The following is a 21,843-nucleotide window of genomic DNA, read 5'->3' on the forward strand; positions in this document are numbered from 1 at the left end:
CGACATGGACGTCCGTCAATACGCTTTCCTGGCCCGCCTGCCTTCGGCGACCGTGCAGCCGCGCGAGTCGTTCTGTGGCATTCCCAAGCGGGCGCTGGCGTTCCTGCTGGCCAACGTCATGTTCTGGCAGCCGATCTGGGCGCAGGCGGACGGCATCGCGGTCAGCGCGGGCAATACCGGGCTGGCCCAGGCGGGCAATGGCGTGCCGATCGTCAATATCGCCGCGCCGAATGCCAACGGCCTGTCCCATAACCAGTTCAAGGACTACAACGTCGATTCAAAGGGGTTGATCCTCAACAACGCCACGGACCGCACGCAAAACACCCAGCTTGGCGGGATCATCGTCGGCAACCCGAATTTCAGCGGTCGCGCCGCCGATATCATCCTCAACGAAGTGAACGGCGGCAGCCCGAGTCAACTGCGTGGCTACACCGAGGTGGCGGGCAAGTCCGCGCATGTGATCGTCGCCAACCCCTACGGCATTGCCTGTGATGGTTGCGGCTTCATCAACACGCCGCGAGTCACCCTGAGCACCGGCAAGCCGATAATCGACAACGGCCAACTGAGCCGCTACCAGGTCGATCAGGGCAACGTCGCCATCCAGGGCGCCGGGCTCAATGCCACGAACGTCGACCAGTTCGAAATCATCACCCGCGCCACGCAGATCAACGCACAGCTCCAGGCCAACAAGCTGGATATCGTCGCCGGTCGCAACGATGTCGATGCGCGCACTCTAGCTGCAACGGCCCGCGCCGCCGATGGCAGCCAGGCGCCGGAACTGGCGATCGATTCCTCGGCGCTGGGCGGTATGTACGTCAACACCATCCGCCTGGTCGGCACCGAAGCCGGGGTAGGGGTGAAGCTGGCCGGCGACATGATGGCCGGTGGCGATATCCAGATCGATGCCAACGGCAAGCTGAGCACCGGCCAGATGTCGGCCGGCGGTTCGGCAACGGTGAAGGCAAGGGAAGTGGATGCCCAGGGCACGCTGTATGCCGGTCAGAACCTGGCGATCAGCGCCCAGGGTGACGTGACCAACCGCCAGAGTCTGGCGGCGCGGGACAGCTTGTCGATCGACAGCAGCGGCAAGCTGACCAACCAGGGCGTGATCGAAGCCGGGGTGAATGCGGACAACAGCCGCAACGCCCAGGGTGATCTGCGTATCAGCGCACAAGCCATCGATAACAGCGGGCGCACCCTGGCAGCCAGCCGGGACCTCAGCGTCGAAACCGGCGCACTGGCCAACCAGGGCGGTACCCTCAGCGCCGGACGCAATGCCCGTGTCGATGCCGGCCAACTGGACAACCAGAACCGCGGCCGGATCCTGGCCGGGGGCGATCTGTCCAGCACCAGCCAGACCCTGCTCAACGCCCAGGGCGGATTGTTGAGCAGTGGCGCGGCGCTCAGCCTGAACAGCGGCAACCTGATCAACCGCAACGGCGAGCTTTCGGCATCAGGCCAGGTGACCTTGCGCCTCGCCTCGCTGGATAACGTCGCCGGTCTGGTCAGCGCCGGCCAGGGCCTCGACCTGTACGTCGCTGCGTTGCTGAACAACAGCGGCGGTGGCCAGATCAGCAGCCGCCAGCAACTGACGGCCAGTGTCGGCAGCCTCGACCAGCAGGCTGGCGGCCGCCTGCGCAGCGATGCCGGCATGAGTCTGGACCTGCGCCACGGCCAGCTGGACAACCGCACCGGTGTGATCAACGCCGCCGGCCAGTTGACCCTGGACAACCTCGCCGGGGTCGACAACCGTCAAGGCGAGATCTCCAGCCAGCGCGCCTTCACCGTCGCCGCCAGCAGCCTCGACAACACGGCGGGCAAGCTGCTCAGCGACCAGGCCCTGACCTTGAGCATCGCCGGTGCCCTGAACAACGCTGCCGGGTTGATCGCCGCCCAGGCGCTGCAGATCGATGCCGCCAGCCTGTTCAACGGCCAACAGGGCACGCTGTCCAGCCGGGGTACCCTGGCCGCACGCGTCAGCGGTGCCCTGGACAACCACGACGGCAACCTCAGCGCCCAGGGCGCGATGCAGATCGCGGTGGGCAGCCTGGACAACAGCGCCGGACGCCTGCATGGCCAGTCGGGCATCAGCCTCGACCTCAACCACGGCCACTGGAACAACCAGGCTGGCCTGTTCACCGCCCCGGGGCAGTTGCAACTGTTCAACCTCGCCAGCATCGCCAACCAGGGCGGAGAGATCTCCAGCGCCCTGGGCTTCGAGCTGCACGGTGACAGCCTGGACAACCGCGGCGGCAAGCTGCAAAGCGACGCCAGCCTCGGCCTGGTACTGGGCGGCGGCCTGGACAACCGCGAAGGCCGGGTGACCAGCGCCGCGACCCTGGCGCTGAACGCCGGCAGCCTGGACAACCGCCTCGGTACGCTGACCAGCAGCACCGACCTGCACGCCAGCCTGGCCGGCAACCTGCTCAACCAGAGCGGCCTGTTCAGTGCCGGTAGCCACCTGCAACTGAGCGCGGTTGACCTGATCAACCACAACGGCCAGTTGACGGCTGGCGCGACCCTGCAACTGCGCACCGCGCAACTGGACAACCGCAACGCCGGGCGCATTCTCGGCAGCGAACTGGACGCCAGCGTCACCGGGCTGGCGCAATCCGCCGGCAGCCAGTTGTACGGCAAGGACGCCCTGACCCTGGACCTGAACAACGGTCACCTGGACAACCAGGCCGGCCTGATCAGCACCCCCGGCCAGATGCTGCTGCGCAACCTGGCAACCGTCGACAACCGCACCGGGGAAATCTCCGGCAGCCGTGCCTTCCTGCTCGCTGCCAGCCAGCTCGACAACCGGGGCGGCAAGCTGCTCGGCGACCAGTTGCTCACCCTGCGCATCGCCGGCGCCCTGGACAACGCCGCCGGCCTGGTCTCGGCAGCGCGCCTCGATGGCCGCAGCGCCAGCCTGAACAACCAGGGCGGCAAGCTGAGCGCCGCCGCTGACCTGCTCTTCAGCGCCGAAGACTTGCTGGACAACCGCAACGGCGAGCTGCTGGCCCGTGAGCTGGAGCTGAACGCCGCGAGCCTGGACAACGCCCAGGGCACCCTGTTTGCCAGCGAACGTCTGGCCCTGGCGCTCGGCGGTACCCTGAACAACGAAAAGGGCACCGTGCGCGCCGAGCGCAACCTGGCGTTGCACGCCGGGCAGGTGGACAACGTCACTGGCGGGCGCATCAGTGCCGGCGAGCGCCTGACGGCCAGCGTCACCGGCCTGGACCAGCGCGGCGACGGTCAATTGCTCGGCCAGGGCAGCCTGGCCCTCGACCTGAACAACGGTCACCTGAACAACCAGGGCGGTCGTCTGAATGCCTTGGGCCAACTGCAACTGGACAACTTTGGCAGCGTCGATAACCGCAACGGTGAAGTCTCCAGCAACCTGGCCTTCGTGCTCGCCGCGACGACCCTCGACAACGGCAGCGGCAAGCTGCTCAGCGAGCAGGGCCTGACCTTGCGGATCGCCCGCTTGCTGGACAACACCCGGGGCCTGGTCTCGGCACCCAGCCTGGATATTCGTGCCGGCAGCCTGACCAACCAGCTCGGCAGCCTCAGCGCCGGCAACGCCATCACCCTGCAGACCGATGGCCTGCTGGACAACCGCGAGGGCAAGGTGCTCGCCGGCAGCAGTCAGGTCAGTGTCGGCGGGCTGGACAATCGCCAGGGGCTGCTGCAAGCCGATCGCGGTCTGGCTATCTCCAGCCGTACCGGCCTGGACAACCGCCAGGGCACCCTGCATGGCGGGCAGGGCGTCGAACTGCAGGGCGCCAGCCTGGACAACAGCGGCGGCAAGCTGGAAAGCGACGGCTACCTCAACGCACGAATCGCCGGGCAGATGTTCAACCAGGCCGGTCTGTTCAGCAGCGCCGGCGACCTCAGCCTGAGCGTCGCTGCACTGGGCAACACCGACGGGCGTCTCTATAGCCAGGCCGGCGTCACCCTCGACCTGAACCATGGCTATCTGGACAACCAGCGCGGCCTGGTCAATGCGCCGGGGCAACTGCTCCTGCGCAACCTCGGCAGCGTCGATAACCGCGGCGGCGAGATCTCCAGCAAGCTGGCCTTCGAGCTGGCCGCGACCGACCTCGACAACCGTGCCGGCAAGCTGCTCGGCGAGCAGGGCCTGACCCTGCGCATCGCCCGCGCTCTGGACAACGCCGCCGGGCTGGTCTCGGCGGCGCGCATCGATGGCCGGGTCGGCAGCCTCGGCAATGCCGGCGGCAAGCTGGAAGCCCGGGATACCTTGCTGCTCAGCGCCGACGGCCTGCTGGACAACACCCGCGGTGAACTGCTGGCCCGCGACCTGAGCCTGGCTGCCGCGACCCTGGACAACCGTACTGGCCGGGCACAGGGCGACAACAGCCTGGCCATCGCTGATACCGGTGCGGTACTCAATGCCGCCGGCAACCTGTCGGCGAAACAGCTTGCCGTGAACGCCGCGAGCCTGGACAACGCCCAGGGCACCCTGTTTGCCAGCGAGGGCCTGGCCCTGTCGCTGAGCGGAACGTTGAACAACGCGAAGGGCATCCTGCGTGGCGACCGCAACCTGGAGCTGCGCGCCGGGCAGGTGGCCAATACCGACGGCGGGCGCATCAGCGCCAGCGAGCAACTGACCGCCAGCGTCAGCGGCCTGGACCAGCACGGCGACGGGCAACTGCTCAGCCAGGGCGGCCTGACCCTCGACCTGAACCACGGTCACCTGAACAACCAGGGCGGCCGGATCAACGCCCCCGGGCAGTTGCTGCTCAACAACCTTGGCACGGTCGACAACCGCAATGCCGAGATCTCCAGCAACCTGGCTTTCCTGCTGGCGGCGGGTGCGCTCGACAACGGCAACGGCAGGCTGCTCAGCGAGCAGGGCCTGACCTTGCGCATCGCCCGCCTGCTGGACAACAGCAAGGGCCAACTGTCGGCACCGGCCCTGAATATCCAGGTCGGCCGCCTGCTCAACCATGGCGGCAGCCTGAGTGCCGGCAACGCCCTGACGCTTGCGGTCGACGAAGCGCTGGATAACCGTGACGGTGAGGTGCTCGCCAACAACGCCACGCTCAGCCTTGGCAGCCTGGACAACCGCCTGGGCCTGCTGCAAGCCGATAGCGGGCTCGAGCTCGCCAGCAGCGGCGCTCTGGACAACCGTCAGGGCACCCTGTACGCCGGCCAGCGACTGGGCGTGGGCGGCGCCAGTCTCGATAACGCAGCGGGGCGGCTCAGCAGCCTCGGTAGCGTCACCCTCGACCTGAACAACGGCCGCCTGAACAACCAGGACGGCCTGATCAACGCGCCGGGCCAGTTGCTCCTGCGCAACCTCGGCGAGGTTGACAACCAGCGTGGCGAGATCTCCAGCCAGCTGGCCTTCGAGCTGGCGGCGACCCAGCTCGACAATGGCAACGGCAAGCTGCTCAGCGAACAGGACCTGACCCTGCGCATCGCCCGCGCGCTGCTCAATGGCCACGGCCGGATCGGTGCGGCGGGCGTCGGCCTGCATGCCGGTAGCCTGGATAACCGCGAAGGGCTGGTTGAGGCCCGCAATGGCCTGACCCTCGCCATCGACGGCATGCTGGGTAATCAGCAGGGCAAGCTGCTCGGTGCGCAGACCTCGGTTACCAGCCAGGCGCTGGGTAACGAACGCGGCTTGATTCAGGGCGACGCCAGCCTGGTTCTGACGCAGACCGCCGAGCTGCTCAACAGCGACGGCCAGTTGCTCGCCGGCCAGCACCTGAGCCTCGCCGCCGGTAGTCTGGACAACACCCGTGGCAGCCTGACCAGCGATGGTCGCCTCGACGTCCAGGTGAGCGGCCAGGCAGTCAACCAGCATGGCCTGCTGGCGGCCAAGGGCGCTGCCGACCTGACCCTGGGCAGCCTCGACAACCGCGAAGCCGGGCGCATCAGCAGCCAGGCCAACCTGGTGCTGCGCAGTGGCGACCTGGATAACCGTGGCGGCATCCTGGCCGCCGAACAGGGCCTGAAGCTGCACGCCGGGCAGGTGAACAATGGCAGTGGCGGGCGCATCAACAGCACCGGCCAACTGGACGCCAGCGTCAGCGGCCTCGACCAGCAGAACGATGGTCAGCTGTTCAGCCAGGGCGGTGTCAGCCTCGACCTGAACGCTGGCCTGCTGGACAACCGTGGCGGCCGAATCAACGCCCCCGGCCAACTGCTGCTGAACAACCTCGGCAGCGTCGACAACCGCGGTGGCGAGATCTCCAGCCAGCTGGCCTTCCTCCTGGCCGCCGGTGCGCTGGACAACGGCAATGGCAAGCTGCTCAGCGAGCAGGGCCTGACCCTGCGCATCGCCCGCTTGCTGGACAACACCCGGGGCCTGGTTTCGGCACCGACCCTCGATATCCGCGCGGGCAGCCTGGTCAACCAGTCCGGCAGCCTGAGCAGTGCCGGGGCGATCAGCCTGGTGGTGGACGCGGCGCTGGACAACCAGGGCGGCAAGCTGCTGGCCGACAGCGCGGTGGTCCGTGCCGGCTCGCTGGACAACCGCCTGGGCCTGGTGCAAAGCGACACCCGCCTGGACCTCACCAGTGCCGGCAGCGTGGACAACCGCCAGGGCACCCTGTTTGCCCGGCAGGGCGCCAACCTCGGTGCCGCCAGCCTGAGCAACAGCGACGGCGGCCGCCTCTACGGCCTGGCCGATGTCAGCCTCGATCTCAACGGCGGCCATCTGGACAACCAGCATGGCCTGATCAACGCGCCGGGCCAGTTGCTTCTGAACAACCTCGGCAGCGTGGCCAACCTCGACGGCGAGATCTCCAGCACCCAGGCCTTCGAACTGGCCGCGAACCGTTTCGACAATGGCGGCAAGCTGCTCAGCGAACAGTCACTGACCCTGCGCATCGCCCAGACGCTGGACAACACCAAGGGCCTGATCAAGGCCGCCGCACTGGATGTCCAGGCCGGCAGCCTGCTCAACCGGCAGGGCAAGCTCGAAGCCGGCAACGGCCTGACCTTGCGGGTGGACAGCAGCCTGGACAACCAGCAAGGCGAACTGCTCGGCACCACGACGCGGGTAACCAGCATCACGCTGAACAATGACGCCGGCCTGATCCAGGGCGACAAGCGCCTGAACCTCGACCTCTCCGGCGCTGCAAGCAATGCCGGCGGCCGTCTGCTGGCCGGCGAAGCCCTGGGCCTGAACGTCGCCAGCCTCGACAACAACCTTGGCCGGGTCGCCAGCGACGGCACACTGGAGATTGCGGTCACCGGGCAACTGCTCAACCGCGACGGCCTGCTGGGTGCCGTCGGCGTCCTGCAACTGAGCGCCGCCAGCCTCGACAACCAGCTCGACGGCCTGGTCTCCAGCCTCAGCAACCTGACCCTCGACGCCACCCGCTTCGACAACCGTGGCGGCAGCGTGATCGCCAGCGGGCAACTGCAGGTACGTGGCAGCGAACTGGACAACCGCCAGGCCGGCCTGCTCAATTCCGGCGGCGCCATGACCCTGGAAGTGCACGACCTGGACAACCGCGCCGGGAAAATCACCAGTGTCTCCAGCCTCACCGCCAGCGGTAATCGCCTGGACAACAGCGGTGGCGGTCGCGTGGTCGCCAACGGCGCCCTGCAACTGACCCTGGCGCGTCTCGACAACCAGAACAAGGGCATGGTCTCCGGGCAGCAGTCGGTCTCGATCACTGCCAACCAGATCGACAATGCGGCCCAGGGCAGCCTGTACGGCAAGACCGGTCTGTCGCTGTTGCTGCGGGACGGCAATGGCCTGGCCGGGCAACTGGACAACACCCGTGGCGTCCTGCGCAGCGATGCCGGTCTCGGCCTCGATCTGCTTGGCCTGGTCAACGACAGTGGCCGGATCACCAGTGCCTCGACCCTGCTGGTCACGGCAGGGCAGGGCGTCAGCAACCTGGGCGGGGAAATCCTCGGCAGCACGGCGCTGACCCTGACCAGCCTCGGCCTGGCCAACAGCGGCGGGCGTATCGCCGCCGATGGTCGACTGCAGATCACCACCGGCACCCTGAGCAACCAGGGCGGACGCCTGACCAGCGCCGACCGCTTCGACCTGAGCGCCGCCCAGGTGGACAACCGCAGCGGCCGCATCGCCAGCGCCAAGGCCCTGACCGCCAGTGTCAGCGGCCTCGACCAGCGCAACGGCGGCGAGCTGTACAGCAACAGCGCCCTGACTCTCGACCTGAACAACGGTGTGCTCGACAACAGCGGTGGCCTGATCAACGCCCCGGGCCCGCTGCTGCTGCGCAACCTTGCCGCCGTGCACAACCGTGGCGGCGAGATCTCCAGCGAACAGGGCTTCGACCTGAGCGCCGAGAGCCTCGACAACAGTGGCGGCGACCTGCTCAGCGACGCGGCCATCGGCCTGATCGTCAGGCAGGCGCTGCTCAATATTGGCGGGCAGATCGCCGCCGACGGCCTGAGCGCCGAAGCGGGCAGCCTGAACAACAGCGACGGCCTGTTCAGCAGTTCCGCCAACCTTGAGCTGAAAGTCGCCGGGGCCCTGCTCAACGACGGCGGTGAAGTGTCCGGCGCCGGCACCAGCCTGGTGCGCGCGGCGAGCCTGGGCAACGGCAATGGCCAGGTGATGAGCGATATCGCCCTCGACCTCGGTGTGACCGGGGCGCTGCTCAACCAGGGCGGTACCCTCGGTGCCGGCCGGCAATTGCAGGTGGCCGCCGGCAGCCTCGACAACAGCCACACCGGCAGCCTGGTCAGCGATGGCAGCCTCGGCCTGAACGTCACCGGTCTGCTCGACAACCAGGGCGGCAGCCTGCTGGCCAAGGGCGTGATGGACCTGCTGGTCGGCAGCCTCGACAACCGCGGCGGTCGCCTCTCCGGGCAGAACGCCCTGACCTTGCGCGGCACCCGCCTGGACAACCGCGACGGCGTGATCCGCGCCAACCAGGACCTGCTCCTGCGCCTGGCCCTGCTGGACAACCGCAATGGCCTGGTCAACGGCGTGCGTGGCCTCGACCTGGGCGCCAGCGAACTGCGCAACCAGGCTGGCCTGATCAGCGCCAGCGGCCTGGTCCGCCTCGATGCCGCCAATGCCAACAACAGCAAGGGACGTATCGCCAGCCAGGCTGACCTGGTCGCCACCGTCGGCGTCCTCGAACAGCAGGGCGGCGAGCTGGTAGCCCAGGGCGAACTGAGCCTGAGCGGCGAGCGCCTGGACAACAGCGCCAACGGTCTGGTGGGCAGTTCGAAAGCGCTGAAACTCGAGGTCGCCGACACCGACAACCGTGGCGGCGCGATCTCCAGCCAGTTGGGCGTGAACGTCAAGGGCACGCAACTGGACAACAGCGGCGGCAAGCTGCTGGCCGGTACCCGTCTCGAGGTCAGCGTCACCCGGGCGATCAACCAGGCAAAGGGCCTGCTGTTCGCCCAGGACGTCAACCTCGACGCTGGCCGCCTGGACAACGGCAAAGGCACGGTCGCCGCCCAGCGCGGGCTGATGCTGAGCCTGTCCGGCGACCTCGACAACGCCGAAGGCAGCCTCAGCAGCGAAGGCAGCCTGAGCCTGACCGGCAAGCAGCTGGACAACCGCGCCGGCAGCATTTCCAGTGCCGGCCTGCTGACGCTCAAGGGCAGCGCCGGCCTGCTCAACCAGGGCGGGGTGGTCGAAAGCGCCCAGGCCCTCAACCTCACCAGCGCCAGCCTCGACAACGGCAGCCAGGGCCTGATCAAGAGCCAGGGCGATGGCAGCGTCGTCACCGGGCGCTTCGACAACAGCCTGGGCGGTCGCCTGATCGGCAGCGCCGCCCTTGACCTGACCGCCGGTCAGGTCAGCAACGGCGGGCGCATCGCCAGCACTGGCGCGCTCACCGCCAGCTTCGGCGGGCTGGTGCAGCAGCAGGGCGAGCTGTTCAGCAACACCCGGCTGAGCCTCGACCTCAACGGTGGTGAGCTGACCAACCTCGGCCTGATCAACGCGCCGAACCTGGTCCTCAGCAACCTCGGGGCGGTCAGCAACCCCGGCGAGATCTCCAGCCAGAACGCCTTCACCCTGGCCGCACTCAGCCTCGACAACGGCCTGGGCAAGCTGGTCAGCAACCAGGGCCTGACCCTGCGCATCGAGCAACTGCTGGGCAACGTCGGCGGCCGTATCAGCGCCGCCAGCCTCGACCTCGGCAGCCTGCGCCTGGACAACAGCAACGGCCTGGTCAGCAGCCGTGACGCCCTGACCCTGGTCACCGGCGACTGGCTGCGCAACCAGGGCGGCACCCTGGTCGCCGACGGCCAGCTCGGCATCACCAGCGCCAGCCTCGACAACCGCCAGGGCGAGATCGCCGGCAAGGCGCTGGTGGCACTGCACGGTGGCGACATCGACAACCAGGCGGGCCAGTTGATCGGTACCGAGCAGGTGACTGTCAATGCTGCCAGCCTGGACAACCGTGGCGGTCTGCTGGGGGCCACAAAAGCGCTGAAACTCGAGATCGGCAGCGTCGACAACCGTGGCGGCGAACTGACCGGCAACAGCGATGTGACCCTGACCGGCCAGCGCCTGGACAACAGCGATGGCGGCGTGATCTTCGCCGCCGGCAGCCTGACCCTCACCGTGCAGAGCGTGCTCAACCGCGCCCGCGGTCAACTCAACGGCAAGAGCGTCAGCCTCGGCGGCGCCAGCCTGGACAGCAACGGTGGCGGCATCTTTGCGCAGTTGCCGCTGGTACTGGCGTTCACCGGCGACCTGGACAACCGCCAGGGCACTCTGAGCAGCGAATCGACCCTCAACCTCAGCGCCGCCAGCGTTGACAACAGCGCCGGCAGCCTCGGCAGCGCCGGCGACCTGACCCTGAGCGTCACCAATGGCGTCAATAACAGTGACGGCGAGCTGGTCACCGACGGTGCCCTGGTGCTGCGCAGCGGTGGCCTGGACAACAGCCGTGGCAGCCTCAGTGCCAAGGGTGCGGTCAGTGTCACCACCGGCATCCTCGGCAACAGCGGCGGTCGCCTCAACAGTGCGCAAACCCTCGACCTCACCGCCAGCCAGTTGAACAACGGCGGCAGCATCGGCAGCCTCAAGGCCCTGACCGCCAGCCTTGGCGGGCTCGACCAGCAGGGCGGAAAGCTGTCCAGCAACACCGCGCTCAGTCTCGACCTCAACGGCGGTCGCCTGGACAACCAGGGCGGCCTGATCAACACCGCCGGCCCGCTGCTGTTCAGCAACCTCGGCGATGTCGGCAACCGCAACGGCGAGATCTCCAGCGCCCAGGCGTTCACCCTCGCGGCCCGCAGCCTGGACAACGACAACGGTCGCCTGCTCAGCAACCAGGCCCTGAACCTGGTGATCACCCAGGCCCTGAGCAACCTCAAGGGCCTGGCCGGTGCCGCCAGCCTCGGCGTCAGCGCCGGGTCCGTGGACAACCGCGAAGGCATCCTCAACAGCCGTGGCGACCTGCAACTCACCAGCAGCGGCCTGCTCGACAACCGCCAGCAGGGCCTGGTCAGTGCCGCCGGTGTCCTCACCCTAACCAGCGGCGACCTGCACAACCAGGCCGGCAGCCTGCTCGGCGCCAGCGCCGCGACCTTGACCGTGCGTGCCCTGAACAACAGCGCTGCGGGCCTGATCAACAGCCAGGGCGGCCTCCAGCTGCGCGCCAGCAGCCTCGACAGCAGTGGCGGCGAAGTCTCCGCGCGCAGCAACCTCAGCCTCGACCTCGGCTCGTTGCTCCTGGCCGGTGGCCGCATCGTGGGCGACCATGGCGTGACCCTGGACCTCAACGGCAATGACCTCAGCAACACCGGCGGCCTGATCCTGGCCAAGGGCGCACTGACCTTCGACCGGGTCGGCGCCTTCAGCAACGCCGGGGGCGAGCTGTCCACCCAGCAAAGCCTGACCCTCAATGCCAGCAGCCTGGACAACAGCAACGGCAAGCTGATCGGCGTCCAGCGCCTGATCCTCGAGGTCGGCAGCATCAACAACCAGCACGGCCTGCTGTCCGGCTGGCAGGGGCTGAGCCTGCACGGCGGCAGCCTCGACAACCGCAATCTCGGCACCTTGTCCAGCCGTGAGGGCGCGCTGGATGTGCAGCTCACCGGGGCCTTGCTCAACGGTGGCGAGGGTGCCCTGGTCAGCCTGGGCCGCATGGACATCGGTGCGGCCAGCCTGGATAACGCGGGCGGCGTGCTGTCCAGCGGGGCAGCGCTGCATATGGCGGTCGGCAGCCTGGGCAACCAGGACGGCAGCATCGATGCGCAGCAGTGGATGACGCTCACCGGTACCGACCTCGACAACAGCAACGGACGTATCGCCGGCAACGGCAGCCTGGTGCTCGACCTGGACGGCACCCTGACCAACACCGCTGGCGAGATGGTCAGTACCGGCAGCCTGCTGCTCAAGCAGGCGCAGCAGGTCATCAACCAGCGCGGCACCTTTGTCAGCCGTGCCGGCCTGGAACTCAACGCCGGCACCTTCGACAACAGCCAGGGTGGCGTCGTCGCGGCACGGGACCAAGTGAAGCTGGTCGCCAGCTCGGTCCTGCGCAACGATGCGGCAGGGCAGGTCTTCAGTGAAAACGCCGACGTGCGCCTGCAGGCAGCCGAGCTGCTCAACCAGCAGGGGCAGGTGCAAGGGCAGACCGGGCTGGTGCTGGATATCGCGGGCGCCTTGAACAACCGCAACGGCACCCTGGTCGCCCGCAGCGGTAACCTCGTGGTGCAGCGCGCGGGCAGCCTGGGCAACCAGGCCGGGGTGCTGGCGAGTGTTGCCGGGCTGGTCGACCTCTCGGTCAGTGGCGTGCTCGACAACAGCCAGGCCGGCGTCGTGCAGGGCCAGCAATTGCAGGTGCTGGCGGGGACGCTGGACAACAGCGCCGGGCGCATGGCGGCCCAGACGGGCGATGTGCGGATTCGCGGGGGCAACCTGATCAATGCCGGCGGCGGCTTGTTCGCCAAGGGGCTGGTGCGGGTCGACGGCCTGGGGCTGAACAACAATAACGGCCAACTGGCCGGCAATCGCATCGAACTGGCGCTGGGCGATGGTCTGAGCAACCGTTCCGGTGTGATCGAAAGTGATACCCATCTGCTGGTGTCGGCCAGTGCGGTGGATAACCAGGGCGGGCAATTGCGGGCGCTGGGCGGGGCGGGCAAGAGCGACTTCCAGGTTCGCGGCGGGTTCGATAACCGCAACGGCACGCTGGAGGTCAGCAGTGCTGACCTGACGCTGAATGCTGCCGGGCTGAGCAACGTCGGTGGTGCGGTCAAGCATGGCGGCACCGGCACGTTCGATATCGCCACCAGCAATGTCATCAACAGCGGCGGCACCCTGGTGACCCGTGGTGGCCTGACCCTGACGGCGGACAGCTGGACCAACAGCAGCGTGATCCAGGCCGGGCGCCTGACACTCAACATCAACACCCTCGAGCAGACCGCCGGCGCAGAGCTGCTGGCCTCTGAAAGCCTGGTCGGCACCGGCGTCAACTGGAACAACGCCGGCAAGATCATCAGTGATGGCTCCGCCAGCCTGAACCTCAGTAGCATCTACCAGGGCAGCGGCCGCTACAGCGCCCTCGGCGACCTGGGCCTCAGCGCCGGGCAAATCACCCTGGGCAGTGCCAGCAGCATCGCGGGCGGTGCGCAGTCCACCGTGCAGGCCAGCAGTACCCTGATCAACGCCGGGCACCTGACATCGGCAGGCAACCTGAACCTCAGTGCCGGCACACTGAACAACACCGGCACCCTCGGCGCCGGGCAACAGCTCCTGGTCTCCGCAGGGACGCTGGTCAACGAGCGCGGCCTGATCTACAGCGGCGCCGACATGCAACTGCTGGCCTCGACCTTCACCAACCGCTACGCCCAGGTCTACAGCTTCGGCAGCCTGCTGATCGGCGCCGATCAGGCAGGCGGCAAGATGAGCCTGCTGGACAACCGCTCCTCCGGCATCGAAAGCGGCGGCCAGATGACCCTCGCGGCGACCACGCTGAACAACGTCAGGGACGTGCTCGAATACAGCCAGCATGAGAAGACCGAAACCGGTATCGAGCGCTTGTCTTGCACCTTGATCCCCGTCATTGGATGCGACCGACGCAATGAATACCAGATCAATGCACTCTGGGTGATCAACGAAACCGACCGCCTGCAGATCCTCGCACAGAGCGAAGCGTCGAACATCGGCAGTGGCACCAACCTGTTGATCGAAGCGGGGAAACTGACCAACTCTGCCAGCAGCATTTCCGCTGCTGGCAATCTCTCCGTCACTGCCTCGACCATCGAAAACCAGGGCGTTCAAGCCCAGGAAATCAAGACCTCACGCCGCGTTGTCAGCTACGTCAGGGAAACGGCCGCCGCTATACAGTTGGCCGATATCTTCAACCAACGCAACAACCCCAATCCGTCGGCGACCTACGAATCAGACCTGGCGAATTTCCTGCGCTCGACCTACCTCCATCTTGATGAGACGTCAACTGTCCTCAACGGCTCGACCCTCGACGCCGTCATCCAGGCCGGCGGCAATATCACCCTCAACGCCACACAAAACATCAACAACAGCGTGGTCCGCCCTTGGTACTCGTATGTCGCCGCAGGCGCCAAGACGGCTGAAACCGGTGCGGGCAGTGCCTACTCCACTGCCGTCAGCATCAACAGTCAGCTCCCGCCGAACCTGGCGCAGCAGTACATCAACCCCTTGAGCCTGCCGGGTGTGCAGCTGCCCGACGAGAATGGCAGCCTGTATCGCCTCAGCAAGCAGGACGCCAGTGCGGGTGCAGTCGCCCAGGGCGACACTGGCCCGCGCAACTGGACGCTCGGCGCTGCCAGCATCGACCTGAACCAGCGCGAGCAAGCCGCGCCCGTCGCCACTGGTCGTACCCTCACCCTCGACGATGTCACCCAGCTGACCGCCGACAGCCGCCAGGTCTCGGTGGCTGCCCGCGAAGCCAGGGATGTCGGTGCAACGATCGCCTCGATCAACGTCACTGCGCTTGGCAGCGTCAGCAATGACGCCTGGCAGTCCGGGCGCAGCGAGGGGAGTGCGCTCACCCGTGCCGACGGAATCGGCAGCCAGGGGCCGGCGGGCGACTCGAGCGGATCGCTCAGTGCCTCGGGCCAGAACATCGACCTGTCCGGCATTGCCGGCGAGCGTGATACCCGCGTTGACGTCACCAACCCCGGCGGCAACACACCGGGCCTGTCCACCGGCCCCCGTGACACCACCGTTGGCGTCAGCCAGCAGGGCCCGGACCTGGGCATCCCCGGCCTGACCCCGGGCAGTCGTGACACCCGGATAGACGTTGCCGGCCAGCACGTCCCCGGCCTCTCCACCGGCAGCCGCGACACCACGGTAGCCGGGCAGAATGGCGGTCCCGACTTCACCCTGCAGCAACGCACCGACCAGCCGATTCCCAGCACGCCAGGCGCCTCCACCGACCCTGCCCTGAACGTCCCGGGCCTGTCCGCGACCACCCGCGACACCACGCTGGACGGGCAAGCCGCAACAGCCCGCCCTGACCTTGCGCTACCAACCCGTGGTGACCAATCGGTGGTCCAGGCGGTCCCGGTGCCTGCACCCGGAGCGCAGCCCCATGACGCCGTGATCCCGGCGGCCGAGCGTCCCGACACGCCGGCAATCGACCCACGCAGCACGGCCGTCAACGCCCCGGCCACCAGCCAGCCGACCGCAGCCGCCGGCCAGACCATCGAACGCGCACAAGGCGTCCCCGAGCGCACTGCCGCGTCGCAGCCGCACAAATACCTGATCGAAACCAACCCAGTCCTCACTGAACTCAAGCAGTTCATGAGCTCCGACTACCTGCTCTCCGGCCTCGGCTACAACCCTGACGACAGCGCCAAGCGCCTGGGCGACGGCTTCTACGAGCAACACCTGATCCAGCAGGCCATCGTCGCCGGTGCCGGCCAGCGCTTCATTGCCGGCATGACCAGCAACGAGCAGATGTTCAAGTACCTGATGGACAACGCCATCGCCAGCAAGCAACAGCTTGCCCTGACGGTAGGCGTCAGCCTCACCGCGGAGCAGGTCGCGGCCCTGACCCACGACATCGTCTGGCTCGAAGAGATGCAGGTGAATGGCGAAGCGGTCCTGGTCCCGGTGCTGTACATGGCCAACGCCAACAACCGCCTGGCCGTCAACGGCGCCTTGATTGCCGGCACCGACGTCAACCTCATCGCCGGCCAGGACCTGCTCAACGTCGGCACCCTGCGCGCCAGCAACAACCTCTCGGCGATGGCCGGCAACGACCTCGTCAACAGCGGCCTGATCGAAGCGGCCAACCGCGTCGACCTGCTGGCGGGCAACAACATCGTCAACAAGGCCGGCGGCATCATCAGCGGGCGTGACGTCAGCCTGACCACGGTGCTGGGCGATGTCATCAACGAACGCTCGGTCACCAGCCACATCAGTGGCGACGCCACCAACAACGGCCGCCGCGACTTCCTCGACAGCGCCGCGCGGATCGAGGCCGCCAATGACCTGAGCATCAACGCCGGCCAGGACATCCTCAACCAGGGCGGTGTGCTGCAAAGCGGCCGGGACCTCGGCCTGCAAGCGGGACGTGACGTACTGCTGGGCTCGACCGAGGCAATCAACAGCGCGTCAGCCGGCGGCCGGAGCAGCCAGAGCATCCAGCAGAACGGCAGCAGCGTCACCGCCGGCCGTGATTTCAGCGCGGTGGCTGGGCGGGACTTCACGGCCATCGCCAGCCAGATCGAAGCGCAGCGGGATATCGACATCTCGGCCACGGGCGACGTGACGCTGATGTCGGCGGCGGATGAAGAACACTCGTCGTACACCTCGAAGAAACTCAAGACGCAGGACGACCACGTCAGCCAGGTGTCGACGACGCTGAAGGCGGGTGGGGATGTGGCGGTGAGTGCGGGGCAGGATCTGGCCCTTATCGCTAGCCGAATCACCGCAGGGGACGAAGCCTATCTGTTTGCCGGTGACAACATCCGCATGACGACGGCGGACAACCTCGATTATTCGTACTACGAGAAAACCAAGAAGGGGTCGTTCGGCAAGAAAAAGTCGACGATGAGCGAAACCGAAGCGGATGTATCGGTCAGCTCCAGTGTTTCGGCCGGGACGAAACTGGTCATTTCCGCCGGGGAGGATTTCAACGCCACGGGCGCCAAGCTGAACAGCGATGGGGCTTTGCTCGTTACCGCAGGCGGCGACATCAATTTCGATGCCGCCCAAGACTATGCCAGCCAGGCCAATGCCTCGTCCAAGAAGAGTTGGACCTCCGCCAAATCCAGCAGCTCGGAAGTCACCCAGACCCGTTTGAACGGCACTGAGTTGCTCGGGGCAAGCATCGAACTGAAGGCTGATAACGACATCTTGCTGAAGGCCGCGAGCTTGCGCGCCGAAGAAGGGGTGAAACTGATAGCGGGCAATGACGTACTGATTGGCGCCGCCCAGGAAACACAAACGTCCGCCCAGTCCCAAGGCTCCAGCAAGGCTGGTTACACCTTCACCGGCTGGTTCTCAGCCACGCAGAAGTCGCAACAGAGTCAAAGCACCTCAGGCCAAAGTATTGGCAGTGCCATCAGCGCCGACAGCATCCAGATCAGAAGTGGCAGCGACACGACGGTTGAAGGCAGCACCTTGGTGGCCGACAGGAATATCGACATCGATGCCGGGGGCAATCTGGAGATCACCAGTGCCGAAAACACTGAAACCTCCAGTTCCAAGTCCGGCAGCAAGCAGGTTGGTGAGGTCGGCACGTCCTGGTGGCAGGGCGCAACCGGGATCCTGAAGCAGAAGCAAGCCGACGAGTACAGCGCTGACCGCCAGTCGGGCTCTCAGATCGCGTCATTGGGCGGCAATATCAACCTGACTGCCGGTGATCATTACACCCAGACAGCCAGCCAGTTGGTCGCGCCCGAGGGCGATATCGGCATCACCGCCAGGCATGTCGATATCCAGGCTGGCTACGACAGCATGGAGTACTCCAAAACCACCAGCGCCAGCCGTACGGCGATCGGTGGAACGGTGAGCATCCCGTTGCTCGATGCCCTGCGCAACATTCAGCAGATGGGTGAGGCGGCGCAAAAAACCGACGATGGCCGGATGCTTGCGTTGGCTGCTGTGAATGCGGCGATGAGTGCCAACCAGGCTCTCGAGGCTGGTCAGGCACTGATGGAAGCCCCGGAAGCCGGGATCAAGCTCAGCGTCAATCTCAGTGACAGTCGCAGCCAGAGTGAGAGCAGCCAAAGCGGTCGCAACGTGGTGAGCAGCGATGTCGTGGCTGGCGGCGACGTGAAGATCGTTGCCACGGGGGATGGCGCCAACAGCGACATCAACGGCATTGGCAGTCGCATCGAAGGTGGTGGCGATGTCGTCCTGAAGGCTGATGGCGACATCAACTTGGTGGCGGCGCAAAACACGGCGCATCAGGACAGTACCAACCGTAATTCCGGCTGGAGCGCCGGCATCGGAATCGGCTTCGGCGGGGCGCAAAACGGTATTTCGTTCGAGCTGGCGGCCAATGCCGGACGCGGTATGGCCGACGGCGACGATGTCACCCAGACCAACACCTATATCAAGGGTGGCAACAGCGTCAAACTCGAGAGTGGCGGGGACACCACCCTCAAGGGCGGTGTCGTTTCCGCCGAGCAGGTCAAGGTCAAGGTGGGCGGCGACCTGAACATCGAAAGCCTTCAGGACACCAGCACCTACACCTCCAGGCAAATGAGCGCCAGCGTCGGCGTCAACATCTGTGTTCCACCGTTCTGTGTCGGTATGAGCAGTATCAGTGGCGGTCTCGCCGCGCAGCATATGCAAAGCGACTACGCCAGTGTCAACGAACAGTCGGGCATCAAGGCGGGCAATGGTGGATTCCAGGTCGAAGTGGCGGGTAACACCGACCTCAAGGGCGCCATCATCGCCAGTACCGACAAAGCGGTGGCGGACGGCAAGAACACCCTCGAAACCGGGACGCTTACCACGTCCGCTATCAAGAACAAGGCGGAATACGACGCCAGCAGTATCAACCTGAGTGGTGGTTACGGCGGTGAAATAGGCGTGGATGGCAAAGGCAATGCCAACGCAACGGCCAACGCCAACGGACCCACCGCGCCGAGCAAGGGCGGGCTAAGTGTCAACACACCGGTCGTGCTCTATGCCGGAGACAGCTCCAGCAGCACCACCGAGAGTGGAATCAGCGGCGCCGCCGTCACTATTACCAATGCGGCCGGGCAGATGGAGCTGACCGGTCAGACGGTTGAGCAGACGGTGGCGGGCATCAATACCGATGTCTCCAGTGATCGCGACGGCAGTAACAAACTCAAGCCGATTTTCGACGCGCAGGAAATCAGCGTGAACTTCGAGATTGTCGGCAAGTTTGTGCAGAACGTTTCGCAGTACATCGCTAGCCGGGCGCAAGAAATCGATCAGAAAAAGGAGCAAGCCGAGAAAGAAAGACTCCTGATGAACGCGCCTGGCATGTCCGAGGCCGATCAACTCAAGCACCACAGCAATTATCAGGCGCTGAATCAGGAAATCCGGGATCTCGATGAAAACTGGGGGGCGGGCGGTACTTACCGGCAAATTGCAACGGCCCTCGTCGCGGGCGTCAGCGGCAACGTGGCCGGAAGTGGCGGGCAGTTTGCCCAGAACATGGTGGTCAACTACGTCCAGCAGCAAGGTTCGGCGTACATCGGCGAGCTGGTGAAAAAGGGCCTGAAGGAAGGCAGCCCGGAACACGCGGCGCTGCATGCCATTGTCGGCTGCGCCGGCGCAGCGGCCAGCAATCAGGGTTGCTCGAGCGGCGCCCTGGGCGGTGCTGCCTCCAGCGTGCTGGCAGGTCTGTTTGCAGAGGCTGATGCAAACGAAACCGCTGTAGAGCGAGAAGCCAAACGCAATCTCATCACCAGCCTGGTCACGGGCATTGCAGCCATGAGTGATCCGAACGGTGCAGCGACCGCAAACAATGCGGCTACGGCAAACATCGATAACAACTGGCTCTCGACGCAGCAGTATGTGCAGTACCAAAAGGAGTTGGAAGAAGCCCAGGGCACGCTAGATCATCTGAAGGTGATCGCCAAGTGGTCGGGTACCTCGGTAAAACAGGATGCCCTGACGGCTGGCGGTATTGGCCTGGGCCTCGCAGAGAGTGGTCTGCAGGATATTAAAGGCCTGGCACAGTTCCTTTCTGATCCAATCACCGGACTGCAGGGGATTGCTGCGATAGTCAGTGATCGGGAGGTACGCAATCAACTTGGCGAGGAGGTAACGGCGAGCCTGTTGGGCAGTATTGAGCGGATGGAGCTGGCACTCGAGGTCGGCGGAGATGATCATGCCGTCCAGTTGGGACGTGATCTGGGTGCTTTGCTATACACGGTCGGAGGCGTCTTGACCGCTGTAGGAGGGGCCACCAGGGCGGGGCTGAGTCTGGCAAAAACGGGGGTTGAGGTATCGAGCAAAGCCTTGGGTCAGATGGCTATCAAGGACAGTCAAGAGCTTGGTGTGCGTGTTGCTGCGCTGGAAACCAAGACGACGAAAAGCCTGGATGTAGTCACTGACGGGAAGGGGGCAGGGGCAAAAGGGCCTGCGACAGGTTTACCGTCTGGTGAGACGAAGGTAGTAGGTGGAAGCCCTTCTACCGATGTTCCAAAAACTCCTTCGGAGCAGGTTGCCCAGAATTCGAAAGGGACTGACCTGCCGGATAAAAAACCTGAGACGAACCCGCAGAACCATCCCGAAGAACCCAAGAAGGATAAGGGGCCTTGCTGCTTCGCGGCGGGCACAATGGTCGCCACGCCGGCTGGCGACCGGGCGATCGAAACGCTCAAGATCGGCGACGTCGTCTGGACCAAACCTGAACACGGTGGCGAGCCGTTTGCCTCAACGGTGGTAAAGACCTTCCAGCGAAACGATCAACCGATCTACAAGCTGACCCTGGAAAGCACTCGTACAAGCGGCGACGTGAAACAGGAGATTTTGTTCGTTACGCCAAGTCACCCGTTCTATGTGCCGGCTCGGCGTGATTTTGTGCCGATGATCGAGCTCAGGGCGGGCGACTTGCTCCAGTCGCTGGCGGATGGTGCGACGGAAAATACGTCGAGCCGGGTGGCCGGGGTGGAGTTGTTCAAGCCGGTGGGGCAGACGTATAACCTGACTGTGGATGTTGGGCATACGTTTTATGTTGGGGAACTGAAGACCTGGGTGCACAATGAAGGGGAGTGTGACCCCGCGGGTGGTAGTGCAAAAAATCCTGGAAAAGTTGATCCCCCAACTCCGAAAGTTGATGTCGCAAATGAATTTGCTATAAGTGTTTTTAAGGATGGCGGGGTCGAACTTAGGTATGGTAATCCTGATGGTGTAGCAGGGCTGGTCGTGAACGTAAATAAAGAAGGTGTGCTGGGGTTTGACATTCGTGCAGCACAAAACCATCCTTTATATGAGGCGTCGGGAACTGATATGTTCGCCAGTGCAATGCAACGCCTCGAGAGTGAGGGCGTTCAGGTTAATAAAATTCGTGGGGCTTGGGTGCAGGGTTCTGATAGTGTTAATACTGCTCAGTATATGAAAAATATCGCCAGCGGAATGTCAAAGGAAGATGCTGCATTAAACACATGGACAGGCCAGATATCCCAAAGGTATGGGTACGGGAAGGTCGATAAAATTGAAACTGTTGGAGAGGTGATCTATGTCATTTTCAAGAAATAGATCTTTGCTAGAAAAGTTGTTGGGAGGGATGCCGCCAAGCACTGTGCTGAATATGATGTTGGAGGCTGATCCGGAACTTGATAAGTACGCATTGGCAAATATTTTTTTAGAGGAATGTGAACTCTTGGACAGTAGGGTTCTTCCTTTGGTGTGGCATTGGAGGAGCTCGAAATCTATTAGAGGTATGTCTGATAAGCAATTTGATGAGGCAGTGCTTATACTGATGAGAGCTGCTGGTTATAGTG

1 protein-coding gene is annotated in these 21,843 nt (G+C 65.0%); it reads left to right on the plus strand.

The features are described 5' to 3' along the window. Positions 1 to 4: 4 nt before the first annotated feature. A complete protein-coding gene (locus PSEMO_RS33125) occupies positions 5 to 21,598 on the plus strand; it encodes a hemagglutinin repeat-containing protein (RefSeq protein ID WP_075805346.1) in 21,594 nt (7,197 codons plus the stop codon). The last annotated feature ends 245 nt before the right edge of the window (positions 21,599 to 21,843 follow it).

It is taken from the genome of Pseudomonas putida (genome assembly GCF_001941965.1).
In the GTDB taxonomy this organism is placed as follows: Bacteria; Pseudomonadota; Gammaproteobacteria; order Pseudomonadales; family Pseudomonadaceae; genus Aquipseudomonas; species Aquipseudomonas putida_L.